Raw genomic sequence first — 23512 nt, forward strand, 5'->3', positions numbered from 1 at the left:
TGACTATTCGGGGTGACGGGGGCCGTGGCCAGCGGGTGGATCGGCGAGCGGCTTCCAGCCCTTGCCGCCATTGGCGATTGCTTCGGCCATGCGGTCGTAGGCCTCCAAGACGAGCCGTTTCGTGCGGTACTCGCCGAAGTCGTGTTCCTCCGATCGGCGGGAGGCGTCGAACGAGTCAAGAACATGCTCTGCTTCTGGACGGCTCAGTCCGAATACCAATAGGAAGCCCGCATCAAGATCGGCTCGCAGAAACGCCCTGCGATCGGACTTCCACCGGAAAGGGGAACCCTTGTCTCCCAATTCCTGAGCGTAGGAAGCGATTCGCCTCGACGTATACGACAACTCCAGCACATATGCCCGAACCCAGTCGCCAAGCACGGTGCAGCTTTGCCAAGGGGTTGCATCGTCGAATGACGACGGATGCGGGCAAGCAAGCTGTTTCACGATGAAGTAGCTCATGTTGGTCCCGCTCACTTTCTGCCGCGCGATGTAGTCGAATGCCAGGCTTGACCACGTGGCGTGAAGGAGTGGGCCGTGTTTGGGGTTTTGAGGGAAAGCGAGGAAGAAGCTATCGCCTATGGCGGTGGCCGGAAGAACTGAGGATATGAACGTTCGAGAGTCGCTCGTTCGCGCAACACGTCGCCATCCGAGTAGCCAGTCGCGATCCCACCGATCTACTAGGGCGGCTGTGACCACGGCACGATCAACCCAGTGGCGAGCGAGCGGTTCTAGGTCATTTGGGTTGTCGTGGTCAGCGTCTGGAACCCGCGGAAGCTTCCCCTGATTGAGCTGAGCCTGTGTCGCATTTCGATATGTTCCATATCGATGATCGAAGTACCCAAGCATCTTGCCTTCGTAGAGGGGTACGTACTCAATGCCGCCGAGACGGTATGACCACCCGTCAAAGGTGGCATCATCGAGGTCCCCGGCTTGTAGAAAAAGTCCAGAACTGTTCGCCATGTCAAAGGGCCTCGCGAATGACAAGCCCCACACATTTCCGCGGGTGTCGTTGTCTTGGATAAGGATAGGGTTCCGGTGGTATACGCCAAGTGTGATGTTGGCGTCGACACGGTTTGCGAACATGGGCAACGTGCCGGTGTTGGGGTTGAGCTTAAGGGCTTCATTTGGTGTGAGCTCGTAACGGCGTGAAGGTACATCGGAGATGAATCGTGTCTGGAAGGCGAACCGGGTTCGCGAGACTTCGCGGCTAGCTCCCACGATTGCCGTGATCGCAAAGTGAATTGATGAGTGTACTTCTTTAAAGATCCTGCCTTCATTCACAAAGTCGTAGAAGGCGTGAAGTCTCTGCTTAGTCAAGGCGTCAGCAAAGAACGGCGCGGTCGTCTTGTCGGTGGCCAACCCGGTCGGGGTGATGATGCCGGCCGCCCCCTCGGGGCCGGTGATGGTGCGCATGGTTTCGGCGAACACGCTGTAGGTGTTGACATCGCCTTGTCCGGTGAAGGGGTAGCGGCCGCTTTTCAACAGCAGGTGCGCGGTACCGTCGGACTGCCGCAGCGCCGCGAGGTAGGCCGCGTACAGGTCGGGGTCGGTATCGCCGAGCTTGTCGATCATCTTCTTGCGGATCGCCGCGGTGCCAGCGCCTTCGATGTCGGGGCGACCGGCGTTGCCGAAAAACTCTTTGTCTTGGATTTTCACCCGCTCCCACGGCGGGTTGCCGACAACACAGGAAAACCCGCCCGTCCATCCGGTGTCGGAACTATCGGCGGACCCATCGTCGGGGACCGTGAAGATGCCGGGGAACTCTAAGTGCCAGTGAAAGAACCGGTACTGACGGGCCAGATGATTGACCTGGGTGATGATGGTATCGGGCACCGATTCCGGTGTTTCGGACAGTGCCCGCACGGTGGCGTGGGTGATGCCCTGGCCCGTGCCCACCGCCCCGGTCTTCGGTTGAACGAACGCCGCACACCAGGCGTCGGCGACGAGTTTGGCGGCCACCAGGTCGGGGTCGGCTTCTAGACGACGCCAGGCGTCGGCCCGGGCCCGCAGCGCGGCCACCGAGGCGACAGTCCCGGTGTCGGCGTCGTGGGCGGCCTTGGTGAATTGGCTGGTTTCGACGTTGAGGGTTTCGGGTCCGAAACTCAGCGTCAACTGATCCTGGTCGGCTTGGCGTTCGGACTTGTTGCGGGCCTTGAGCTTCTTCGTCCAGTCCTTGTCGTCGTCGCCGAGCACAACAAATGCGGTGTCGGGGATGTTGTGCCGCAGCAGCTCCGGCGTCGTTCCGAGGAGCGCGTTGCCGACGCGGAAGTGTGCGTCGAGGAACGGGAACGGTCGGTCGGCGTCGAAGGCCTCCAGCCACAGCGCCACCTTGGTGATCTCGATGGCCAGATCGTTGAGGTCCACCCCGTAGACGCAGCGCTCGATCACATCGGCGGTGGCCGCCCGCAGCGCAGACGGGGTGGGTTCGGTGTCTCCGGTGCGCACGGTGGCCAGGGCGCCGGCGATCCGCCGTGCGGCGGCAACCACGAAATGCCCGCTACCGCAGGCAGGATCGACCACCGTCAGGTTCAGCAGGGCCTGCTCGGGATTTGATTTTCGGACGGCGTCGTCGATCAACGGGTCCAGCGCCTCGTCGAGCACCAGCGAGATCAGATCCGAGGGGGTGTAGTAGGAGCCGGATTTCTTGCGGTCGTTGCCGGTCGCGACGTCGAGGGTGAACGCCCGCTCGTCGGCGTGGTAGCGCGGCGTGTAGGCGAGTAGGCCCTCGTACATGCCGCCGAGTTCCTCGCTGTCGAGGTTGCGGTAGTCGACGGGTCGGGGCAGCCCGGTGACTGGGTCGTCGATTTGCGCCAGCGCCCGCACCGCGGCCAGCAGCGCCCGGTTGGGTAGCTTAGCGCCGTCGAGAATGCTCAGTGCGTCCCGCGTGTACAGGCTGGCCCCGAGACCGCTCAACCCGAGGGCGGGTAGCCCGTCGCCGGCGATCGCGTCGGTGACGATCTGATGGGCCTCCCACAGGTCGGTGTGCCAGCCACCGATCGGTTCGGCTGCCAACCGGCGCAGCCGCGCGGTGGAGAAGTAGTCCGCATACAGCGTGCGGGCACTCTCGGGGACATCGGAACGGTGCAGCAGGTCGCGGTCCTCTACGACGAACAGCACGATCAGCCGGTAGGCGATGCGCAGTAGTGCGCGCTGTAGATCGCGGTCGGCGTCGCTGGCCGCTGCCAGTGTTTCCCGCAGCGCAGCGTTGGCCGGATGGGCGACGAACCCGGTGCCCAACTCCTGCAACGCGGCTGCGATGCCATGCTGCAGGTTCAGCAGGGCGCGGGCGCCGTCATCGATCGCGGTGGTGCGCCAGCGTTCTAGCCAGCAGTTGTCGAGTTTGGGTTCGGCCTGCTCGACCTCGATGTCCGGGCCGTCCGCATCGGCATCCGCACTGTCGGCAGCCGCTTTGGCGGCCTTGTCGTCCAGGCGGGGTGCGAAGCGGCTGGCGTGGACGGTCAGGAACAGGATGCGGAAGTCGGCGTAGAGCTGATCGGTGAAGATCGCGTCCAGGTCGAATTCGACGAACGACTGCCGGGTGAGGCTCGACGCGTCGCGCAGCAGCCGCAGCAGCTTGCCGTTGGACACGATCGCCCACAGCGCATGGTCTTCCCGGTTGAGGTAGTCCTGCACCATGGCCTGCGGAGCACGGGCGGTCACGCCGACGGTCTTGGTGTCCAAGTCGATTCCGGCGCCGACGAGGTGCAGCGGCACCCAGGCAGAAGGGTTCGCGGCGTCGGGCCAGGCGACGCGGTGCGAGATGGGGAAGTGCGGCGCCTCGGTTTCGCCGAGGCCGGGCGGCACAGCCAGCCCACCGCTGACGACATCGGGGCGGCCCCAACCCAGTTCGTAGAGCATCGGCAGCAGCCACTTGTCACGCGTGAGCTTGGTGGCGGCATCACCATCGGGGAGCCGCTCCAGCCCGGCGCGCCAGGCGCGGTGCGCGGCAAGCATGGCCTCCCACGCCCGGGCGATCGCACCGTTGACCGCCATCCCCGGTGACAGCTGATAGGCCTCGGCGCTCTGGCCGGGCATCCGCAGCTCGTTGGCCCGCGGAATGGCCTCGGCGGGCAGCGCGGTGCCGACCGTGCGGACGGCCTTGAAGAGGTTCAGCGCGCTCATCGGGCACCTGCCTCGGGCAGAAACACGTAGATGCCGAGGACGTCGGCGGGCGGCAGGAACTTGACCGTGGGTGCGCGGCCGCCGGCTTTGGAGGCGCTGCGCACCGCCTGATGCTCGGACACCAGATCCTTCGCGGCATGGCGACCGGTCTCGGTGAGGTGCTTGGCGAGAGCGGGTAGGCGGCCCAGCGCGCGGCCCAATTGCATGCGGGCTAGCGCGTCGTCGACGTTGCCCGACGGCGTCAGCGCCAGCAGTGCGTCCACCTCGGGCTGCTGCAACCAGGTCAGGTCGTCCCCGGCCGCGGTGAAGGCCAGGAACTTCGCTTCTTCGGCGACCTGGGTGACGGTGGTGGCCGAGCCGGGGATGCTGATCTCCAGTCGGTGCCGCACCATCAGCAACGTCGTCACCTTGCCGACACTGGTGCGCATCACCCCGGCGCGGCGCGCGGGCCGGGTCGCCGGGTCGAGCCGGGGATCGAGCGCGGCGTCGAGGACGTAGCGCGACAGTGCGTCGACCGTGGCGTCGGTGCGGGTGAGCACGCAGTGCCCTGCCGGGACGGGCAGCGAGCGGTGGAAGTGCAGCCGTCCGCCCTTGGTCGGCGGGAGTTGGTCGCGGACCGCGGCCGGCAGGGTGTCGATGACCGCAGTGAAACCGTCGCCGGTATCGGTGACCGGCGCTCCCATCAGCGACAGCGCGGTGCGGGTGAAGGTTTCGACATCAGCGGGGCCGCCGAGCGCGCGGCGCACCTCGGTCAGGGCCTGTTCGACGGTGTCGGGTTTGAGCCCGGCCTGCCGGAACCGGGAGCGTGACGCCTTCTCCCGTTCGGCGGCGTTGGTCCACTCGACTTCGACCTGGTCGGCCAGGGACTTCGAGGTGGCCTCGGCGAAGTCGAGGGTCAGCTGTTCGGCTTCCTTGCCGCGCAACAGCAGCGACTCCCAGATGGCTTTCATCACGGTGGTGGAGTCGACTGGGATCGGCACGGAGACCCCGATGCTGCGTTTGATGTTCTCGTGGCGGCGGATGAGGACCTGCAGCACGATGCCGTCGATGCCGTTGTCCTCGCCGTAGTAGGTGACGGTGCGCACGGTGGGGGCTTGCTGGCCGAACCGGTCGACCCGGCCCTCGCGCTGTTCGTGGCGGGTGGGGTTCCACGCGAGGTCGTAGTGCACCACGGCGGTGAAGCCGTCCTGCAGGTTGATTCCCTCGGACAGGCAGTCGGTCGCGATCAGTAGGCGGGGTCCGTCGTGGGCGCTGAGGGTGGCGACGCGGACTTCGCGCTCCTCCGGCGGTAGCGTGCCGGTCACGGCGTCGATCCCGAGATCCTTGACCTTCGACAGGGCCGAACCGAGGTGCTCGGCGAGATAGTCGGCGGTGGGAATGTAGCGGCAAAAGACGATCGGGTGATACCCCTGGTCGAGCAGTTCCTTCAGCAGCGGGATGAGGCGTTTGAGCTTGGCGTCCGAGCGCGGTCCCTTGAGTGCGGCGGCCTGGGCGGCCAACTCGCGTAGACGCTTCCGCGCCTTTGTGTCGGGTTCATCGGTGTCCCCGGTATCGGCGCCGACGGTGACGTCCTCGGCTTCCAGCGTGTCGTCCAGGTTGGTGTCCAGCACGCGGGGTTCGGCGTAGGTGTCGACCTCGGTCTCGTCGTCGGCCGCTGACACCGCGGAACGGTTGAGCAGGGTCTGCTCCGCTGCCGCGGGGCTGGAGGCCAGGCACCGCAGCAGCGCGATGGCCGACCACCAGCGCACGCGTTGCCGCACCGCGCTGAGCTTGGGGTCGGCGACCTGTTCGCGGACATAGTCCATCACGTCGTCGAACAGCTGGCGGTATCCGGCGGTGAGCTTGTAGGCGGTCTCGGTGGTTTCGCGCTCCGGGAACGGGGTGTCCTCCCGGAACTCTCCGCGCAGGTACTCGCGGATATCGGCGCGCTGGCGCTGGATCATGTACCGGGCGAGCAGCTTGCGGTCGTCCTCGCGGTCCCGCCCGGTCAGGTCGGCCGGCAAGTCGCCGAGGCGGTCATCGAGCAGGCCGACCAGGGATTGCCACGCGGTGTCGTCGCCACTGTGCGGTGTCGCGGTCAGCAACACCAGGTGACGGGTGTGATCGTCGGCGAGTTTACGCAGCAGCGCGTACCGCAGGTGTGCCTGTGAGGACTTACCGACACCGGCGGGCGCCACGCAGGTGTGTGCTTCATCGACGATCACTAATTCCGGGCAGTGCAAGGCGAATTCGTCGCGACGGCTCTTCTGCTTGATGAAGTCAGTGGAGATCACCAGGTAGGGGTGGTGCTGATACACGTTGGAGCCGAACGGCACACTGCGCATCAACCGGTTGACCGTGGACGGCAACAGCAGCTGGGCGTCGATGCCGAACTTGTGCCGAAGCTCGCTCCGCCATTGCGGGGCCAGCTGCGGCGAGCACAGCACGGCCAGGCGTTGGGTTTCGCCGGTGGCCAGCAGCTCGGCCGCGACGAGGCCGGCCTCGACCGTCTTGCCGATACCCACGCCGTCGGCGATCAGCAATCGGGTGACATCTTGATTGGCCGCCATCATCAGCGGCACCAGTTGGTAGTTGCGCGGGGTCACGGCCAACCGGGCGAAGGATCGGAACGGCCCGCCGCTGGCCCGAAATGACAACCGCAGCGCATCGCGCAGCAGTCGGGCTCGGCCGGCGTCGCCGCGGTCATCGACGGTGGGCGCTTCGAACGTGGCGGCGGCGAAGTCATCGATGTCGGGCAGCAGCACGGTGGTTTCGTGTTCGTGCCCGCCGAGTGGGCGGACCAGCAGTGTGCCGTCCGGTGAGCCGGGCAGCACCAGCCAGTCGCGGCCGCGAGCGTTGACCAGGCTCCCGGCCGGGTAGTCGAGGGTCGTCACGCGTTGGCCTTCGCTTCGCCGAAGATGCCGCCGTGGTCGGCGATGGTCTGCAGCCAACCGTCCTCGGCATCCTTGTAGTCGAAACGCAGCACCAGCCAGCCGGCTTCGTCCTCCAGCTTCATCCGGGCCTCCTCGTCCTTCTCCTGCTGATGGTGTGATTCGTGGTGGGGGCCGTCGACGAAGATGGCGACGTCCATGCCATCGGTGTGATAGGCGAAATCAGGCCGGACGTAGAAGTCCTTGACGATCTGCTGCGCGTCGTCGGGAAGCCGGTAGCCGTGCGTGTCGAGAAGCGTGAGCAGCTTCTTCTCCAGCTCGCTGTCGCAGGCCTTCGTCAGCCGTTCGAGGTGGGCCGCGCGGTCTTCGCCGCCGGCTCCAACGTGCACGCTCGACGAGGCAAGCCGTTTCAATAGGTCGACAACGCAGTGGCGGTCCAGGTGCTGGTGATCCCACTGGTTGCTGTAGGACAGCAGGCAGTCGTAGCAGGCTTGAGCGCAGTCCTCGATCGCATGCGGGGCGCGGAGAAGGTCCTCGCCGGTGTCGGGGTTGAAGTGCAGGATCTCCAACGCCTTTCGCGCCACCTGCCTGAGTTGGCCATCTTCGGTGGCCAGCCGCCGCAACACTCCCGCGCCACCCTCTGCCGCTTCGAAGAACAACAGCCGTGACCAGGCGTCGTCGCCGGTATTGGAGGGCAGCGCCTCGACGGCCAGCTCCGAACCCTCCAACTGGTAGACGGCTTCGATGCCGCGCTTGAGGGCGTACATCGCGGCCATCCGCTGGTCGGTGCCGATCGACGGATCCAGGTGCAGCAGCAGCGCGTTGCGATGGTCCTCGACGTAGGGGATCACCCGCTGGTAGCGCGGCGCCTCACCGTGGACGTTCTTGGCCAGGTCGGCCTCCTTGGACCAGCGCCCCTCGACGGTGTCCAGCACATAGCCCCGGACATCCTTGTCCTTGCGGCGGCGCAGCCCGACGTTCATCCGGCGGATCAACGCGGTGTCGCCGTAGGTCATGGTGCCCAGTTCGTGACCGTCGGTGGTGACGGTGCTGGTGAGTTGCCCGGCCCGTACACCGTGTGGGACAAAACGGATCGAGGTGACGATCTCGTGGCCGGCGCGCTGGCGTTCCTCTTCGTCGGCGCTGATGCGGTCGCGGCGGCGGGTCTTCACCGACAGCAGCCGCATCAGGTTACCCATCGTGGCCTCGATGTCGAACGGCGCACCGCAGTGCTGGCAGAGGTCGGGGTCGGTGGATTCGTGCAGATAGCCGCAGGCGCCGCAGCGCTTGATCTCGGTGATGTGGACGCCGGTGCCGTCATCCCGGGCGGGCAGACTGACGCGGTTGACCTCGTACCGGGCGCCCTCGTGATAGATGAAGGCGCCTGGGCCGAACTCGCTGATCGCCATGAACCTGGGGCGCTGGATGAAGTCACCTTCGCCGCCGCTGCGGGTGCGGCGCTCGGCCGGAATGAACGCCGACAACGGAAGCCGCGGGAACGAGTAACCGGGCAGGAAGCCTTCGGACGCGAAGTAGCGGTAGGTGTAGAAGTCACCCTGCAGCACGTCGTCGACCTGACCTTTGAGCAGGTCGAGGGCGGCGCGGGCCTCCGAGATGCGGCCGCGGGCCCGCTGTTTGGAGCTCTCAGAGGCACCAATGGTTTTGAGGATCTGGTTGGCCTGGTCGAGTTCGTTCTGCGCTTCGTTGTACAGTCCGCGCCAACGATCGGCGGCGCGGTTGAACCGATCCGGCGCGTTGTCGACGGTGTCGGTGACCCAGGATTCGGTCCACCATGGGGCGTTGGTCACTTCGGTGGATGCCTCCAGGACCGCGGTGATCGCGGTGATCGCTTCGGTGCGGCTGGACTTCGAGCCGATGGTCGCGAGCACCTCGGCCCGGAGCGGTTGTCCGGGTTGGTCGATCTCCAGCAGATCGACCATGCTCGCCTTCAGGTCCAGCCCGCACTTCACCAGCCAGATGGAATGGGCATGGGCACGCACCAGATCCTGGTTACCCAATTCCAGGCGTGGTGGTGCGACAGCACCGGCGACCATATCCTGGCTGCGCCGGAAGTAATAGGCGTCATGCGCGTTGCCGGTGGCGCAGTACGTGAGTGCGATCGCCGGCTGCCCGGACCGGCCGGCCCTACCCGACCGTTGTGCATAGTTGGCGGGAGTGGGTGGGACATTGCGCATGCCAACCACATTCAGGCTCTTGATGTCGACGCCGAGTTCCATGGTGGGTGAGCAGTACAGCACCGGCAACCGAGCCTCGCTGAACTCTTCCTCACGTTTCTGGCGTTTCGACGGCTCGACCTGGGCGGTGTGCTCACGGGCCTCCAGTCCGACGAGCGCTCTGGCGGTCTCGGCGTACAGAGCTTTAAAGTACGGGTTAACCCGTCCCTCGGTCTGATTGCTGCGCAGCGGGTCCCGCGCCCGATACTCACCAGCACCGGGATGCCAGGCGATGAGGTCGGCACGTAGCTGGTAACCGGTGGCCCGCCTGGGGACCGGAACCCGGACCAAAATGCCTGCCTTGGCCATGACCTCCATCAAATGCTCGATGAGGGCTTGGGCATCCGCGGGCTTGAGTGCGTGCTGAAATCCGGGGAAGCGATCAGCCCGGCGCAGCCAGCGTCCGTAGGCCCCCAACCCGGACACGTAGAGATCGGCCCCGATTCCGGCGACGGCCTTGGGCCGTCCGCTCGGGTAGGCAAGACCGCTGTAGGTGCCGCCGTCATCGGAGACGGCCCAGGGGTCTTTCAGCCATTCACGGCTGGCGCGGCGGACGGCGTCGAACTTCTCGTCGGTGAGGAACTCGGTGTCGATACAGAGATGTCGACGCATCTCATCGAGGAGAACATGCATGATGTCTCGGCGGGTTTCGGTGCTAGCGCCGGCCAGGGGCTCCCCGCAGGGCGCCCACTTGTCGTCGTCGGCGGCGAGTTCGTGCACCCCGTCATAGGCCAGCTGCAGCTGGCCGGTCTGTTCCAGGTTGGGCATCGTGATGCGCCAGCCTCTCTTGAGGTCGGCCCACAGCCGGTAGGCGACGACGTCGCGCAGTGCACGGGTGATCTTCTTGCGGGGGATGGGCTCGTCGGCGGTATCCTCGTCGCGGGCGAAGAGCGTCAACCCCTTCCCGCTCAACGCCTTGACGACCTCGGGGCCGAGGTTTTCGTCGGTCAGTGGTTCAGCCTCGCGCTCCTGGTAGTCGACGGCCGCCCGGTAGAGGGCGGAACGGATCAGGCCGACCAAGACGAAGTCGTTGAAGTGGCCGGACTGCAGGCTCGCGTCCTGGCGGTTATCGCTGAACGCCAGGAACTTTCGGGCGTCGTCATCGAGGTCGGCCTCGCCTCTGAGTGTCCGCACCACCGACTGCGACAGCACGGTCACCGCACTGGCACGGCCCTCGGTGCCGAGGCTGGCAACCCGGGAGAACTGCGACTGTTGACTGCTCTCATAGCTGGTCTTGCAGGACGGGCAGAAATCCAGACGTTCGAAGAACGCCACTGGCATGCCGTCGTCGGTGATGGTGCCGAACTCGTCGACCCGTAGAGAAGCGGGCAACCTGGAGACTCGTGCCTTGTCGAGAACCTGCCCCGCGCCGCTGGACACAACCCAGTCCTCGGGTACGAGGTCGAGCAGGGCCGGGTCGCTGGGGTCCGGCCAAGGCTCCTTCGTCACAAACAGCAGTCCGTCGGCCTCTGGGTTCTCCACCAGGTCCGAGTTGGGGATTCGGGGGCTGAAGTTCTCGCCGCCGCGTTCCAGGTTCACCACCAGGAACTCCTGACCGCATTCGCGGCAGAACGCCAGCGGGAATAGCGGCTGGCCCAGCGGGCGGTTGGGCGCGCTGCGCTGGTACTGAGTGGTGAGGAAGCGCTTCTCCGGTGGCTCCAGCGTGGTGTAGACGGTGTCGCCTTTGCCGATGAACTGGTGCAGCTTGAAGGCGAACAGGGCGCGGCCCTGCGGGTCGCGGGCGCGGGAGCCGGCCAGCAGAAGTTCCTGCAACTTCTCCCGGCACACCGTCTCGTCCACACCAGTTTCGTCGTGCAGCTTTTTGGCGGCATCGCTGAGCTTGGATGGTGGGCGGCGGGCCAGCTTGCCCTCATCGTCGGTGTGCAGGCCGAAGTGTTTCTCGGTCCAGACGGCCAGGGGGTCGGCCTTGAGCTCCTGCCATTCGGTTGGTGTCTTTTCGCTGAGCCGTGCGGTGAGCGCGGCCGCATCGGATTCTCCGGTCGTCGCGCGGCGCAGGGTTTCCCCGACGATGTTGGTGGCGGGAATCTCGACACCGAAGATCCTGGTCGCCAGCGCTGCCACTTGCGAGCGTTGCTCGGCCTTCGTGCCTGGGCCGGCAAGCGTCGCGCTGGTGCCGATGCACTGCACCTCGTTCGAAGCGACGGCGCCGCGCAGCCGGCGAACGAGCATCGCGACATCGGCGCCCTGGCGGCCGCGGTAGGTGTGCAGCTCGTCGAGGACCAGAAAGGACAGATTCGCAGCACTGCTGATGAGGTTCTTGCGCTCTTTCGGACGGGTGAGCATCAGTTCCAACATCACGTAGTTGGTCAGCAAGATGTCCGGGGGAGATGCGAGCGTCTTCTCGCGCTCCTCCCGGTTCTCCTGGCCCGTGTACCTCGCGAAGGTGACCTTGGGGTTCGTCGTGCCGAGGAACTTCTCCAGCTCCTTGAGCTGACTGTTGGCCAGCGCGTTCATCGGATAGACGATGATGGCCCGAACACCCTTGCCGGAACCCTCCCGCAGCACACGGTCGACGATGGGCGCGATGTAGGACATCGACTTGCCTGAGCCGGTGCCGGTGGTGAGCACGTAGGACTCGCGCCGGTTGGCGATCTCGAACGCGTCCGACTGATGGCGATGGAAGGTGATCTCTTTGCCGGACGGATCTCGGAAGATGTTGGTCGACTCGGGATCGAGAACGCCGCTGTCGACCAGGTCGCCGACCGTCCCACCGGACTCGAACGCCGGATTCAGCGCGAGCCACGGCTCGGGCCACAGCAAACCTGCTTCGATCTCAGATTCGACCTTCGCGCGAATCTGGTCGTCCTTGATTTCAAGGAAGCCCTTGACGAAGTTCTCGTAGTCGCCCAGGACCTCCTTGAGGACACCAAACGCATCCATCACTTCACCCCCGCCATTTGTTGCAAGGTGGGCAACTTACCGTGCGACACCGACAAAAGTAGCTGTCTCGTACTGTCGATTGCCCTCCCCAGGCTGCATACCCTCCACGATTACCACGTTTGGCGAGGCTGGTGCGTTGGCTTTGCCGCGCGGGTTACCGCTATCTGATGGTTAGCGCGCGATGAGGCTTCCGTTCGTGGTAGCTCTCGAGAGGGCGTCGAGTTCGTGCAACGTTTCCGGGTGGGCTCCCCACCTGGACTGAACGTAGGGGTGGGGAAATGCCGGTACGTTTGACCAGGGAAGAGCGGATTACCCGCATGGTGGAGAAGGTCCGGCGACGCGTTGACGAAGTACCCGAAGCGACCAAGGTTCTTAGGCACATGCCCAGCAGTATGTTGGGCGTTATTGTCCGCGCAGCCGGATACGAGCGGACTTCGAGCAAATTGCTGGACGACCTCAGTAGCCGGTTTCGCGCCGCGGGGGTCGACTTCAGCCCTGAGCTGACCGACCCCGAAAACACGCCGAAAACCCGCATCTATTTCTTCGATGCTCGCCGGCCAGTGAAGGGACTCCAACCGTCCCGCCAGCTATTCAAGGACGAAGCACAGCTATCTAGGTTTCTCTGGCTGAACAAAGACTTTCTACGGTTCGCTACGAAGAACCTTCGAATTACTCACCGTGAGAAGCGGTTGGCGCCCGGCGCGCAGATCGACTTGTTGGCGATCGACACAAAGACCGGTGAACTCGTGGGTATCGAGCTGAAAGCCGAAGAGCCAGACCAGGGTCTCGTCGCCCAAGCGGCCAGGTACATGAAGGCGCTGAAGGAAATGGCGAAAGCGGAAAATCGTCCTGGAGCTAGGCTCGTGATCATTACAGGGCAGCCCGACGAGGAACTGTCAGAGCTCGTTCAGCTGCAGTCGGAAAGGCTCGGCGTGAAGACTGACTGGTTCCTCTACCGAGTCCGTTTTGAGTTGAGTGACGGCTAGTGCTGAACGCTGAGAGTGCCCTGCAGCGCGTTGCTTAGTGATCACCAACGAGCAGACGCGGAAGGTTGGGGGCAACGGCCACGCTTACGGAGCCGGCGAACGAGTGCCTACAGGAGTCGAGTCAGAAAGGTGAAACGGCAGGCCGTCCTCGCCCAGTCCCCAGTGTTCGACGTACTCGCCCGTCACCTTGTCGACGGTGATGAACGGCCCGTCCGACGGCACTAGCCACCGGAGATCGTCCTCATTACGGACGCCACAGACCCCATCGCGTACGGGCCGGCGATCAGCTGGTAGTGAGTATCGTTCTCGAAGCCTACGGTGTCGACCTGGAAATCAGCCTCCGGCGGGTAGGCGGATGCGCGGTTGTCAGCGACGATCTGTCGCGCTTGCTCGAACGTGATCACAAGCTATTCACTCCGTTCCAAGTACTGACTCCGGCGTCTTCAATGTCTGCATGTTGCTGGCCGTCCGCCTGCTCTTCAACAGACCATTCGCACGCCGGAGGGGCTGTGGTGGGTGCCAGGCACGCCAGTTGTGGCCCCGAGGTGGTCTGACATTTGGCTGTTGCCTGATGACCGGTCAGTTCTCGCGGAGCCAAGCTTCTCCGCACCCGGCGATTTGCGGTAGTAGCTGCGTGGCTGGATGGTCATGTGGCGGCGGGTCGACGGTAGTTTCGTGCCACGGTAGTGCCGGTGCCGCTCAACCGTCAGCCGTTGGCTCGATACCAGGGAATGTCTCACAAATGACGCGAAGAATCTCCGCAGCCATAGCTTTGTCGACTTCGATTATTTGACTGGGCTTGGGTTCGAGCTTGCGGAGGTCCGAACCTAACGTCGCAAGCCGAAGCAACTTCTCGCCTGCATCGTCCAATACCGTTGTGTATAGGCAGTCCACCTCCGTCCGGGGTGGACGAGCTGGATCTTTGTCCTGCCGGATGGAACGAATGCGGGCCATAGGGGCAGATTAGCGTCAGCAATCTGTCTCGTCTGGTGTCTGCATGTCCAGCTGGCTGGTCTCGTCGGCGTCATTTTCATTCGACTTCCGTTTGCGAAAGATCGCGGCCCGAGTGCGCGTCGACTTGGTCAAGAAGTCGCTCACCGTTGTGTAACCCTTTGACGCAGCCGAGATCGCCATGGTGGCTTTCTCGCCCGCAAATTCGGCTGCAGCCTGGACAGCCTGAATGGGTGTCGGCGCCTCGAACGACGACCACTCGAGAACTTGCGTTCTTCGCGCTTGAGCGAATCGGTCGAGATCCTCCCGCAATTTGGGGAGGTCGCGATTCAAGTCCTGGACGGACCAGAACCTAAGCCCGTCGATCGCTTCTGTCTTCGACACCGCATTCAGCACTTCCTGAGCTCGCCGATAAACATCGGCATCTGCGGCCAGCTGATGGGCGAGAAGTTCCCGGGCATCGTCGAGGACCTTTTGGAGATGCTGAGGCTCGGTGGCCTCGACGCGAGCGATTCGCAGCCGCTGCCATTTGAACAAGGTCTCTTCAGCGACGACCAGCAGGCTCAGAGTTTCGCCGAGTTGTTGGCGTTCAACAGCATTGACGACAAAATCGGCCCTGTCTTGAATCGGCCTTGACGGATCGAATGACTTCAGCGTCCCGAGCGCATGCTGACGTAGCTGTTCAACGGTGCGGTTGAGACCTGGTCCGATTGCTGAGATCCACTCCCAGTCTGTGTCAGAGAAGGACCCGTGCTTTTCCAAATAGGTGACCATCCGCTCGACTGATGTGCGATCGCCGAGGATGTCACCGGAGCGTGTTGCCTGTGCGAGTCGGAGAACTTCGTCGACCTTGCTTTCGACGCGTTCGACCGCGTTCTCGACCTCGCTTATCGCGGTCTTGAGTGCGATCTGAACGGCGACCATTTGCATCGACATCAGCCGGGCTGGCCCGAGGTTGGCGGGCTTCCATTGAAGTTGTTTCGTGAACTTCATGTCCGCGCCGCGGGTCATCATGCGGTAGAAGCCGTCAGTCCCGTTGATCAGGTTGCCGCGCTGAATTGCCGCCAGGCTTTCGGGGTGAAGTTGGACGAACTTGGCCGATTGGCCGAGCGCCGCAGCGGCACCAGCGGCGATCCCCGCCGCATTGGTGGCCGACGTCTTGTCGACGCCGAACACCTGAATCGCGTGCCCCGCGGACTCCTGGATGCGGCTGATGTACAGCTCGACGACGGCGGGATCCCCGCTGACGAGAACACCCTCGGGCTGCGCCGCGACGACTAGCTCGTCGCCCGCGCCTTCGACTGGCTCGATGTGGGGCTCATGATCCTGGTCAGGCACCGCCGCGCTCGATTCGTCCGTCATCAAATCCTCCCCGGTTTGCTCCTCGCCAGTTTAGGGACGTGAGAACCTCGAACCCACGAGATGGCCGTCGGCATATTTGCCGGGGTGGGGGGTGTTCCGGGAGCTCGATGTCAGCCATCGCTTGATTGTGGAGGACTCGTCAGCGGGGTCAAGGGGTAGATAGTATTGGGCCGTTCAGCAACAAACGCGAGACGGAACGGGCCGGATATTGTCGGCGCCTTAGCAGCGGCCATCCGGATCTACTCGCTGTTTCAGGTGATTCTTCGGTTACGCGAAGGGCTCGACACCCGGGCATGACCGACCCCTGCGCAAAGACTGATGGTTGCTTCCAAGTTGGGCGCTTCCGCGCTCGCAATGCTGCTGGTCGCGGCCAACTTCGTCGCCGTCGCCCACTGGGGCATGGTTGCTGCAATCGCGCTGATCGTCATCGATTTGCTAGCTCTTATCGCTGGCGCGGTAGGCGTGCTGGTGGTGGCGGGATACCAGGAAGCCGTGGATGCCTCCGAAGCAGCACGCAGTGGGCCGAGGGTTACCAACGAGAAACTCGGCGAGACTTCCGAGCTGGACCCGTTGCCGAAGAGCCGGCAGGTTGCGCACAAGGCTGCCACGCGAACTGCCCGCGCATCGACGGCCGCATCAAAGGCTGGTGCCCAGTGGTACAAGAATCGTCGAGACAAGTAGTCGACCGGCGTCGCGTCGTTGCCAGATTCAGATTCCATGACTGCTAGTCGGCGTCTATGTAGCTGGCAACCGGCAGATCATGACGTGGTTTCATGTCCTGGCTACTTCTTGTCGGACCCGAGTCCTAACCTCTGTCGAGGCGGCTTGGGGGAGTCGGCAGTTCTCGAAGGGCCATAAGGGGAGGGTGCGTTATGGACAGCGTCGACCATCACGGCATCGTCGGCGAAGCGCTGACGTCGCTGATCGAGCATCTAGAACCTTTCGTGGCACGCGTACTCGACCCAGGGCTCCCTGCCGGAACCCAGTGGCCGGAGTTGCTCCGGGCAAAGGATGCCGCGAACGGGCGCCGTGGCGGCGAGTACCGAAGCCGCGACCTGTCTCTGATGCTCCGGGCCATGACTGAGCGGCTCGGTGAGCTCGGCTATCCGTTCTCGCGCCACTTGTCACGCCAGGCCGAGAACTACGCCCGCGAGTTGCGGACGGTACGCAACCAATGGGCACACAACGAACAGTTCGACGCTGCACAGGCGTACAGGGCCGTCGATTCTGCCGAATTGCTTCTGCGCGCGATCGGTGCCGAGGATCAGGCAGACGCGGTCCAGCGTCTCAAGGGGCCGGTTGCGCCTCCTGCCTCGACTGGGCCAACTGACGAAGAGAAATCGGGAACTAGATCGACCACCTCTGGTCGTCCGCGAACCGATTTAGGCATCAATGCACCTCGGATCGATATTTTGGCGGTGTCTGAACTCAGCTACGCGATGGCGCATTGCCGGATACCGGTGATCGACCACATCACGGTCAACCAGGTCCCCGCTGATGTGCAGGGCGCAGTCATCGAGGTCGATGTGGTCAGCGCCGAGGGATCGCACGGGGGACCGCGAGAAGTGCACCTTGACCTCGCAGCGCACAAGCCGACGACTCTCAGCGACGTCGACCTCAAGCTGGAGCCAGCGTCCATGCTCAGAGTCGACGAGCAAACTCCAGGGGACATCCGCGTCGTGCTGCGGAACGCCGGCGGTGAAGTGCTCGCCGAAGGGACCAAACCGGTCAACGTCCTTGCGGCGAATCAATGGAAGGCAGATCCGCCGCAACTGGCGCTGGAGATGCTCGCCGCCTACGTGCAACCGAACTCCACGGCCGTCGTAGCACTCATGACCGAAGTCTCCGACCTGTTGAAACAGTCAACTGGCAATTCCGCTATCGACGGATATCAGAGCGAAGACCCCAAGCGCGTCGACGCAATCGCGAAGGCAGTCTTCGATGCCATGAGCGCTCGCGACATCCGATACGCCGAGCCGCCTGCGAGCTGGGGCGCCGACGGGCAAAAAGTGCGCACACCAGCCGAGGTTCTTGATGGCCGACTAGGCACGTGCCTCGACACCACGTTGGCGATGGCGGCGGTGCTCGAGCAGGCCGGAATCAACACGACGATCTGGGTGCTCACCGGGCACGCTTTCCTCGGATACTGGCGCAACGACGCTGCGCTGAGCATGGTGTCCACCACCGAGATCGTCGACGTCGTCAATCAGGTCGACCTAGGCCAGATCGGTCTCATCGAGACCACCATGGTGACCCAGGCCGCTGACCAGCCATCCTTCGCAGACGCGACTTCCCAACCCCGCAGCAGATTCCTGGTAGGCGACCTCTCGCAGATCGTCGGCATCACCGATATACGACAGGCCAGACAAGCACGGATCTATCCGATGCCCAGCCGGTCGACGGATGCCCAGGGCAACGTGGTCGTCACCACCTATCAGCCCCCAGCTGGTCGGGCCATTGCGCCCTACGAGACGAAGAAGGGTGAAGCCCGCACCGGCGACGCGGATGTGGTGCCGGCGCGCATCGGGCAGTGGAAGAACGCTCTGCTCGACCTGAGTCTGCGCAACAAGCTCATCAACTACACCGACCGCGCCGGATTCCGACTTGAAGTTCCTGGACGTGCGCTCGGCAGATTCGAAGACGCTGTGAATGCCGGTGCCCCGATGACGCTGATGCCCTCCGACGACGTGAAGAGCGTCGATGTCGCCCGTGGAATCCGATTCGGGCGCGATTTGCCGGAAACCGAACGCGAAGTGCAGCTCGCTGAAAAGCGCAGCACCTACATCGACATCACCGATGCGACCTACAAGGGCAAGCTGCGGTATCTGGCGAGCAAGGCCCGAACCATTGTCGAAGAAACTGGCGCCAACAATCTTTACCTCGCGTTCGGAATGCTGCACTGGCAGTTCAACGATCGCGAACTCCGCTCGCCGCTCGTGCTGGTTCCTGTCAGCATCTCCACCAAGAATCGTGGTGAGCGTTACCAGCTGACACTCGACGAAGCCGGAACGTCAACACCCAACTACTGCCTCGTAGAGAAATTGCGCGTCGCGCTCAACCTCCAGATCCCCGAGCTGTCGAACCCAGCTGAGGATGCTTCCGGAATAGACCTCGCCGCCACCTTCGATGGCGTCCGTCGAGCTATTGCTTCGGCAGGACTGCATTTCCGGGTCGAAGACACCGTGCACCTGTCGATTCTGCAGTTTGCGAAGTTTCCTCTGTGGAAGGATCTCGATGAGTCGTGGAACCAGTTGTCGAGCAACCCACTGGTCAAACACCTAATCGAGACGCCACAGGAATGCTTCGTCGACCCACTGACGACACGGACTGACCTAGACCTCGATGAACTGGGAGTCGCAGTCCCTGTACGGGCAGACTCGTCCCAACTGCACGCAGTCGCCGACGCCGTCGCCGGTCACACGTTCGTCCTCGAGGGCCCGCCCGGGACAGGCAAGTCGCAGACGATCACCAACCTCTTGGCGCATGCGATGTCTACCGGCCGTCGGGTGCTGTTCGTCGCTGAAAAACGCGCCGCCCTCGACGTCGTCAAGAAGCGACTCGAGTCCGTGGGACTCGGCGAGCTGTCACTCGACCTGCACGACAAATCGGCGCGACCCACGGCCGTTCGCGCGCAGATCAAAGAGGCGCTCGAACTGCGCATCCACCACGACGAAGACTTGCTGCGCACCCAGCTGCAAACGGCGGAGTCGAGCCGGGGCGCGCTGGGTCGCTATGCCAACCGACTCCACGAGACCAACGCAGTCGGCCAATCCCTGTACTCCGCACGCTCGAAAGAACTGGCAGCCGACCGCAATGTCGAACCGCTGGACGTGCCCAAACAACTTGTCGGCAGCGGCGATCCTGAGCTCCTCGAGCGAGTCAGTAGAGCTCTGCGAGCACTACCGGAGAAGGCAGACCTTGCCCGTCCACGCCGTGAGCACCCCTGGGGCTTCATCGACCTGCCGCCCCAGGGCGGTCTCGACTCCAGCAAAATCCATTCGGCCGCAGTCGAGTTCGACCAAGCGTTGGATGAGGTCCAAAAGGCGGATTTGTCCCTGCACCAGTTGGCCCATGCCGACGGCGGCGCGGCCGTCGACGCCTGGGCGATTCTCGACCGCCAACCGCGGTACCCACTCGACGTCGTCGATGCACTACACGGGAACGTGGGCGCAGAACAACTCCACACTGTCGAGCATCTTCTGGGCGCCGTCACCGGAACGAGCCCGGGATGGGCTGCGTTCATCACACCTGCGGCCATGGACCTGGACATGCCCGCCATCCATAAGGCCGCGGTCGAAGCCGACGAGTCCGGTTTCTTCGGCCGCAAGAAGCGTCGTCGAGCAGTCCTCCAGCGGCTCGAGCCTGCGCTGGCAGTAGACGCCTCCAACGTAAACCTGAAGACCATGTCGAAGCTGACTGAAGAGATCCTGCAGACGCACGCGCTGGTGGCTGATCTGCGCCACCGCGTCGGCAGTCTGCCGCTGGCGCTCTTCAATCGGCCGTGGAACCCCCTCATCCCAGATGACGCCACATACTTGCGCGAAAGTACCGCCGCCATACGCCTTGTCGCCCGCGAGCTGTCGGCCAATCCAACAGGCCGCCGCGCCCGCGCACTTCGCCACTTCTTCACCAGCAGCAGGCAAGGTGCGATCACACCTCAGCTGCGACGACTGGCTGCCGCGTGGAAAACACTGGAGCTCGAGACTGGCGCGTCAGCTGAACAACAGCGGACATGGGCGGGTGAAGCGTCGTTTGTCGAACAATGGTGGGCAACCCGAGCTGACCGGAAGTTGGAGACGTCGGCTTCAATAACTCGATGGGTCGACTTCGTGATGCACCTGGAGCCGCTCCGTGAGGCGGGTATGCACGCGGCGCGGGCAGGGATCTTGCAGGGCAGAGTGATTGCCGACGACGCGGCGCTGGCATTCGACAAGGGCACGGCGCACGCCTCGGTCGCTGAACGGCTGGAGGCCAGCGCGCTCGGCGACTTCGATGTGATGGCGCACAACAAGGCGATACGACGGTTCACGACGAGCACAGGAGAGATCCGCGAGGAACTGCGCAGAGCGATACCCGCTGAGATACTCGGAGCCCGGCGTTTCGACTCTGAGTCGATGAGTGGGCAGATCGGCGGGCTACGAAGGCAGTTGGATCGCAAGCGGGGCGGGATGAGCGTGCGCGCGCTCATGGAGAATTACAGCGAGTTGATCACCCAGATCCTGCCGTGCACGCTCATGAGTCCCGACTCCGTGGCGCGGTTCTTTCCCGCCAAAACAGACCTTTTCGACATCGTCGTGTTCGACGAGGCCTCCCAGATCCGCGTCGCTGACGCAATTGGTGCGATGGGCCGAGCGAGATCGGTTGTCGTGGTGGGTGACAGCAAGCAGATGCCCCCGACGAGCTTCGCCGAAACCAGCGCCGCCGTCGATGACGACCAGGACGACAACCAGGAAGTGGTTGTCGATGAAGAGTCCATCCTGACGGAGTGCGTGCATGCACGAGTACCGCAGCAGTGGCTGTCGTGGCACTATCGTAGTCAGGACGAGGCGCTCATCGCCTTCAGCAACTTCCATTACTACAATGGAAATCTCGCATCATTTCCGGCGCCGCTCCCCACCGCAGCCGGACACGGCATCTCCCTGGTCCGGGTCAATGGACACTTCGAGCGCAGCGGACGCGGGAAATCTCTGCGAACGAACTTGGTCGAAGCGAAGGCCATCGTCGAGGACATCATGCGACGCTTCGACGATTCGCCGGAAGACGCTCCGTCGCTGGGAGTGATCACGTTCAACGCTCCACAACGCGACCTGATCGAGAACATGCTCCGCGACGCCGGCGATGATCGGTTGCTGCAAGCATTGGACGAGCCCGACGGATTGTTCGTCAAGAATCTCGAAAATGTGCAGGGCGACGAACGCGACGCCATCCTGTTCTCGGTCGCGTTCAGTAAGAAGGAGAACGGCGTCTTGCCGCTCAACTTCGGACCGCTTTCCCGCCCAGGCGGCGAGCGTAGGCTCAACGTCGCGATCACTCGCGCTCGGCGAGAGGTAGTTCTTTACGCGAGCTTCGACCCCGCGGAACTACGTGCGGAGGAGACCGCACAAGTGGGTACGAAGCACCTCAAGGCCTATCTCGAGATGGCCGCACGCGGCGTCGAGGCGATCACCGAAGGGGGCCGCCGTCAGGCTGTCATCGATCGGCACCGCGACGACATTGCTGATGCGCTGCGCGCCGAAGGCTACGTTGTGCGCACGGATGTGGGGTTGTCCGACTTCCGCGTTGACGTCGTGATCTCAGATCCTGACGACGTCGAGCAGCCGCTGGTAGCGGTTCTCCTCGACGGTCAAGAGTGGTATAGCCGGAAGACGGTCGCTGATCGGGATGGACTCCCTGTCGATGTACTGGGCAATCTCATGAAGTGGCCGGCGGTCGAACGGGTGTGGTTGCCCGAGTGGCTGAACCATCGCGAGGAGACGGTCGAGCGGCTGCACGCCGCAGTGGCCGAAGCGAAAGAAATGATGGCAGCGCCCCGCACTGTTCCGGCGGTGACGGGCCAAGTCGTGGAGAAGCCCCCGACGCCTACGACTGAAGTGAAGCGCCCACTGCTGCGATCGGCGCGTCCGACCCTCGTTCCTCCCCCGGCGAAGCCGAAGCAACACCCCAACGTCGAGACCTACCAGCCGTGGCACCCGCGCGTGGCGGGTGATATCGGAGTGCTGGACGCACTCCCGAGCCAATGGGCGAAGGATTCGGTCAGGCGAGTGGCCGAGGCAGTCATTGCTGCCGAGGCGCCGGTGCAACGGACGCGTCTGGCGAAGTTGGTGGCTGGCGCCTTCGGCCTCGGCAAGGTCAACGACGACAGGAAGCGTGCAATACAGCGCGTTGTCCCGTCCGAGTTCACGCGCGCAGATGACGCCGACTTCTACTGGCCATTGGGAGTTCAACCGGAATCATGGCGCACAGTGCGCACCTCAGCGGAAGGCTCAGGTCGTTCGCTGGACGAAGTGAGCCTTGTCGAAATCGGCAACGCCATGTTGGTCGTCGTGGAGAAGACCGGCGGGATCACCAAGGAAGAATTGAAGCGTGACGCGTTGGCACTGTTCGGTGGAAAGCGACTGACGCAGGGGATCAGCGCTCGACTCGACGCTGCGCTCCAGCGCACTCTTGAGCGAGGGCTACTGAGCAGATCCGACTCCGGACTTGTTGTGCGTCGCTAGGGTCGACGGCCGGTTCGTCGTCCGATCAGCAGCGCCCCCAAAGCAATTGCAGCAGCCGCCGGTAGCGATATCCGTCTGCCCGATGGTCCGCTTCCTTCGTTCATGCCGTGGCGCGCATACCCTGCCTGCGCGGTGGAGGGTGTGTCTGCGAATATCGGTCTTGGTGGCGGCAGGCTAGCTGCGGCAACGACCGTCTCCAGCGTTTCATATTGTGTGTCGTCATCGCCCGAAGCGGTGCTTGCCGGCTTGAGTTCACTTGGTTCGGGGCGGGTTGACGGAAGCTCTGTACCGTCCGGCCCAGTTCCTGCGGCGGAGTGCTGCAACGTGCGACCGGCGCCAATCACGTTCGACAGCTCGGCCGGATCCCTGACCTCAGGCTGTGTTCCCGCTAGCGTCAACGGTGTCGGTCGTTCGGGGGGCGCAGGACGAGGTGCCGGAGCCTGGAGCGTCGGCAGCAAAGGCATCGGTTCCGCTTGCGCCGAGTTGATCCGACTCGGAATCCCGATTTTGACCTGCTCCCATGTCCGATCTCTGTGGGCGGATCGGTATGCGGTAATGGACCTCCGGTTCGGTCCGATGTCGAGGCGATACCCGTCACGTGATAGCACAAGGTAATTCGCCGTCGTTACCGTGCGGGCAGATCTGTCCAGGAAGTCAACCAGCATCTTGCGGATCTGTATCTCGGCTTCTCGGTCGGTGCCCCCGTGATGAAACTTGAAGGAGCGAATAGCTTGGGGCAATATCGTAATCGACGCTGGACCCGAGCGAACACTGGCGGGACGCGATCCTGTCTTTTCCACCTCCTCCTCGGAACCGTAGTACTTGACGTCCTTCAACTTCGGTGCGGCCGCGGCCGACGGCCTAGAGAA

8 protein-coding genes are annotated in these 23512 nt (G+C 63.7%); 3 read left to right on the forward strand and 5 right to left on the reverse strand.

Annotation, left to right across the window (positions count from 1 at the left end):
• Positions 1-3 precede the first annotated feature (3 nt).
• The 3 genes from BEMPMBAN_RS31980 to BEMPMBAN_RS31990 are packed head-to-tail and all read right to left on the reverse strand — an operon-like array spanning position 4 to position 12127.
• Positions 4-4122, reverse strand: a complete 4119-nt coding sequence (locus tag BEMPMBAN_RS31980) for an Eco57I restriction-modification methylase domain-containing protein (protein WP_159235482.1) — start codon at positions 4120-4122, stop codon at positions 4-6.
• Positions 4119-6995 (reverse strand): DUF8741 domain-containing protein, encoded by a 2877-nt coding sequence (locus BEMPMBAN_RS31985; RefSeq protein ID WP_159235483.1) that lies wholly within the window; start codon positions 6993-6995, stop codon positions 4119-4121. Before BEMPMBAN_RS31985 ends, BEMPMBAN_RS31980 begins: the two co-directional genes overlap by 4 nt.
• On the reverse strand, positions 6992-12127 hold the full coding sequence (locus tag BEMPMBAN_RS31990) for a DEAD/DEAH box helicase (RefSeq protein WP_159235484.1): 5136 nt from the start codon (positions 12125-12127) through the stop codon (positions 6992-6994). The genes BEMPMBAN_RS31985 and BEMPMBAN_RS31990 overlap by 4 nt, the downstream gene beginning before the upstream one ends.
• A gap of 278 nt (positions 12128-12405) precedes the next feature.
• On the opposite strand from BEMPMBAN_RS31990, the gene BEMPMBAN_RS31995 reads away from it, so the two are divergent.
• The gene (locus BEMPMBAN_RS31995) at positions 12406-13113 is read left to right on the forward strand and encodes a PDDEXK family nuclease (protein ID WP_159235485.1); all 708 of its coding nucleotides are present in this window, start codon (positions 12406-12408) and stop codon (positions 13111-13113) included.
• A 221-nt stretch (positions 13114-13334) separates the two neighbouring features.
• Here the strand turns inward: BEMPMBAN_RS31995 and BEMPMBAN_RS32000 are convergent, their stop codons facing one another.
• Together BEMPMBAN_RS32000 and BEMPMBAN_RS32005 are read right to left on the reverse strand one after the other, a co-directional pair.
• On the reverse strand, positions 13335-13517 hold the full coding sequence (locus BEMPMBAN_RS32000; protein ID WP_159235486.1) for a hypothetical protein: 183 nt from the start codon (positions 13515-13517) through the stop codon (positions 13335-13337).
• A 565-nt stretch (positions 13518-14082) separates the two neighbouring features.
• Positions 14083-15426: a hypothetical protein gene (locus BEMPMBAN_RS32005; RefSeq protein WP_200846199.1), complete on the reverse strand. Its 1344-nt coding sequence runs from the start codon at positions 15424-15426 to the stop codon at positions 14083-14085.
• A 318-nt stretch (positions 15427-15744) separates the two neighbouring features.
• On the opposite strand from BEMPMBAN_RS32005, the gene BEMPMBAN_RS32010 reads away from it, so the two are divergent.
• Positions 15745-16107 (forward strand): hypothetical protein, encoded by a 363-nt coding sequence (locus BEMPMBAN_RS32010; protein ID WP_159235487.1) that lies wholly within the window; start codon positions 15745-15747, stop codon positions 16105-16107.
• A 191-nt stretch (positions 16108-16298) separates the two neighbouring features.
• Positions 16299-22643: an anti-phage protein ProA gene (locus BEMPMBAN_RS32015; protein ID WP_159235488.1), complete on the forward strand. Its 6345-nt coding sequence runs from the start codon at positions 16299-16301 to the stop codon at positions 22641-22643.
• The last annotated feature ends 869 nt before the right edge of the window (positions 22644-23512 follow it).

The sequence above is a fragment of the Mycolicibacterium austroafricanum genome (assembly GCF_902705885.1).
In the GTDB taxonomy this organism is placed as follows: Bacteria; Actinomycetota; Actinomycetes; order Mycobacteriales; family Mycobacteriaceae; genus Mycobacterium; species Mycobacterium vanbaalenii_A.

Bases quoted from the DNA above. Each gene is read 5' to 3' on its own strand.
- BEMPMBAN_RS31980 (WP_159235482.1), bottom strand. From the start codon at position 4,122: ATGAGCGCGCTGAACCTCTTCAAGGCCGTCCGCACGGTCGGCACCGCG.
- BEMPMBAN_RS31990 (WP_159235484.1), bottom strand. From the start codon at position 12,127: ATGGATGCGTTTGGTGTCCTCAAGGAGGTCCTGGGCGACTACGAGAAC.
- BEMPMBAN_RS31995 (WP_159235485.1), top strand. From the start codon at position 12,406: ATGCCGGTACGTTTGACCAGGGAAGAGCGGATTACCCGCATGGTGGAG.
- BEMPMBAN_RS32005 (WP_200846199.1), bottom strand. From the start codon at position 15,426: ATGACGGACGAATCGAGCGCGGCGGTGCCTGACCAGGATCATGAGCCC.
- BEMPMBAN_RS32010 (WP_159235487.1), top strand. From the start codon at position 15,745: ATGGTTGCTTCCAAGTTGGGCGCTTCCGCGCTCGCAATGCTGCTGGTC.
- BEMPMBAN_RS32015 (WP_159235488.1), top strand. From the start codon at position 16,299: ATGGACAGCGTCGACCATCACGGCATCGTCGGCGAAGCGCTGACGTCG.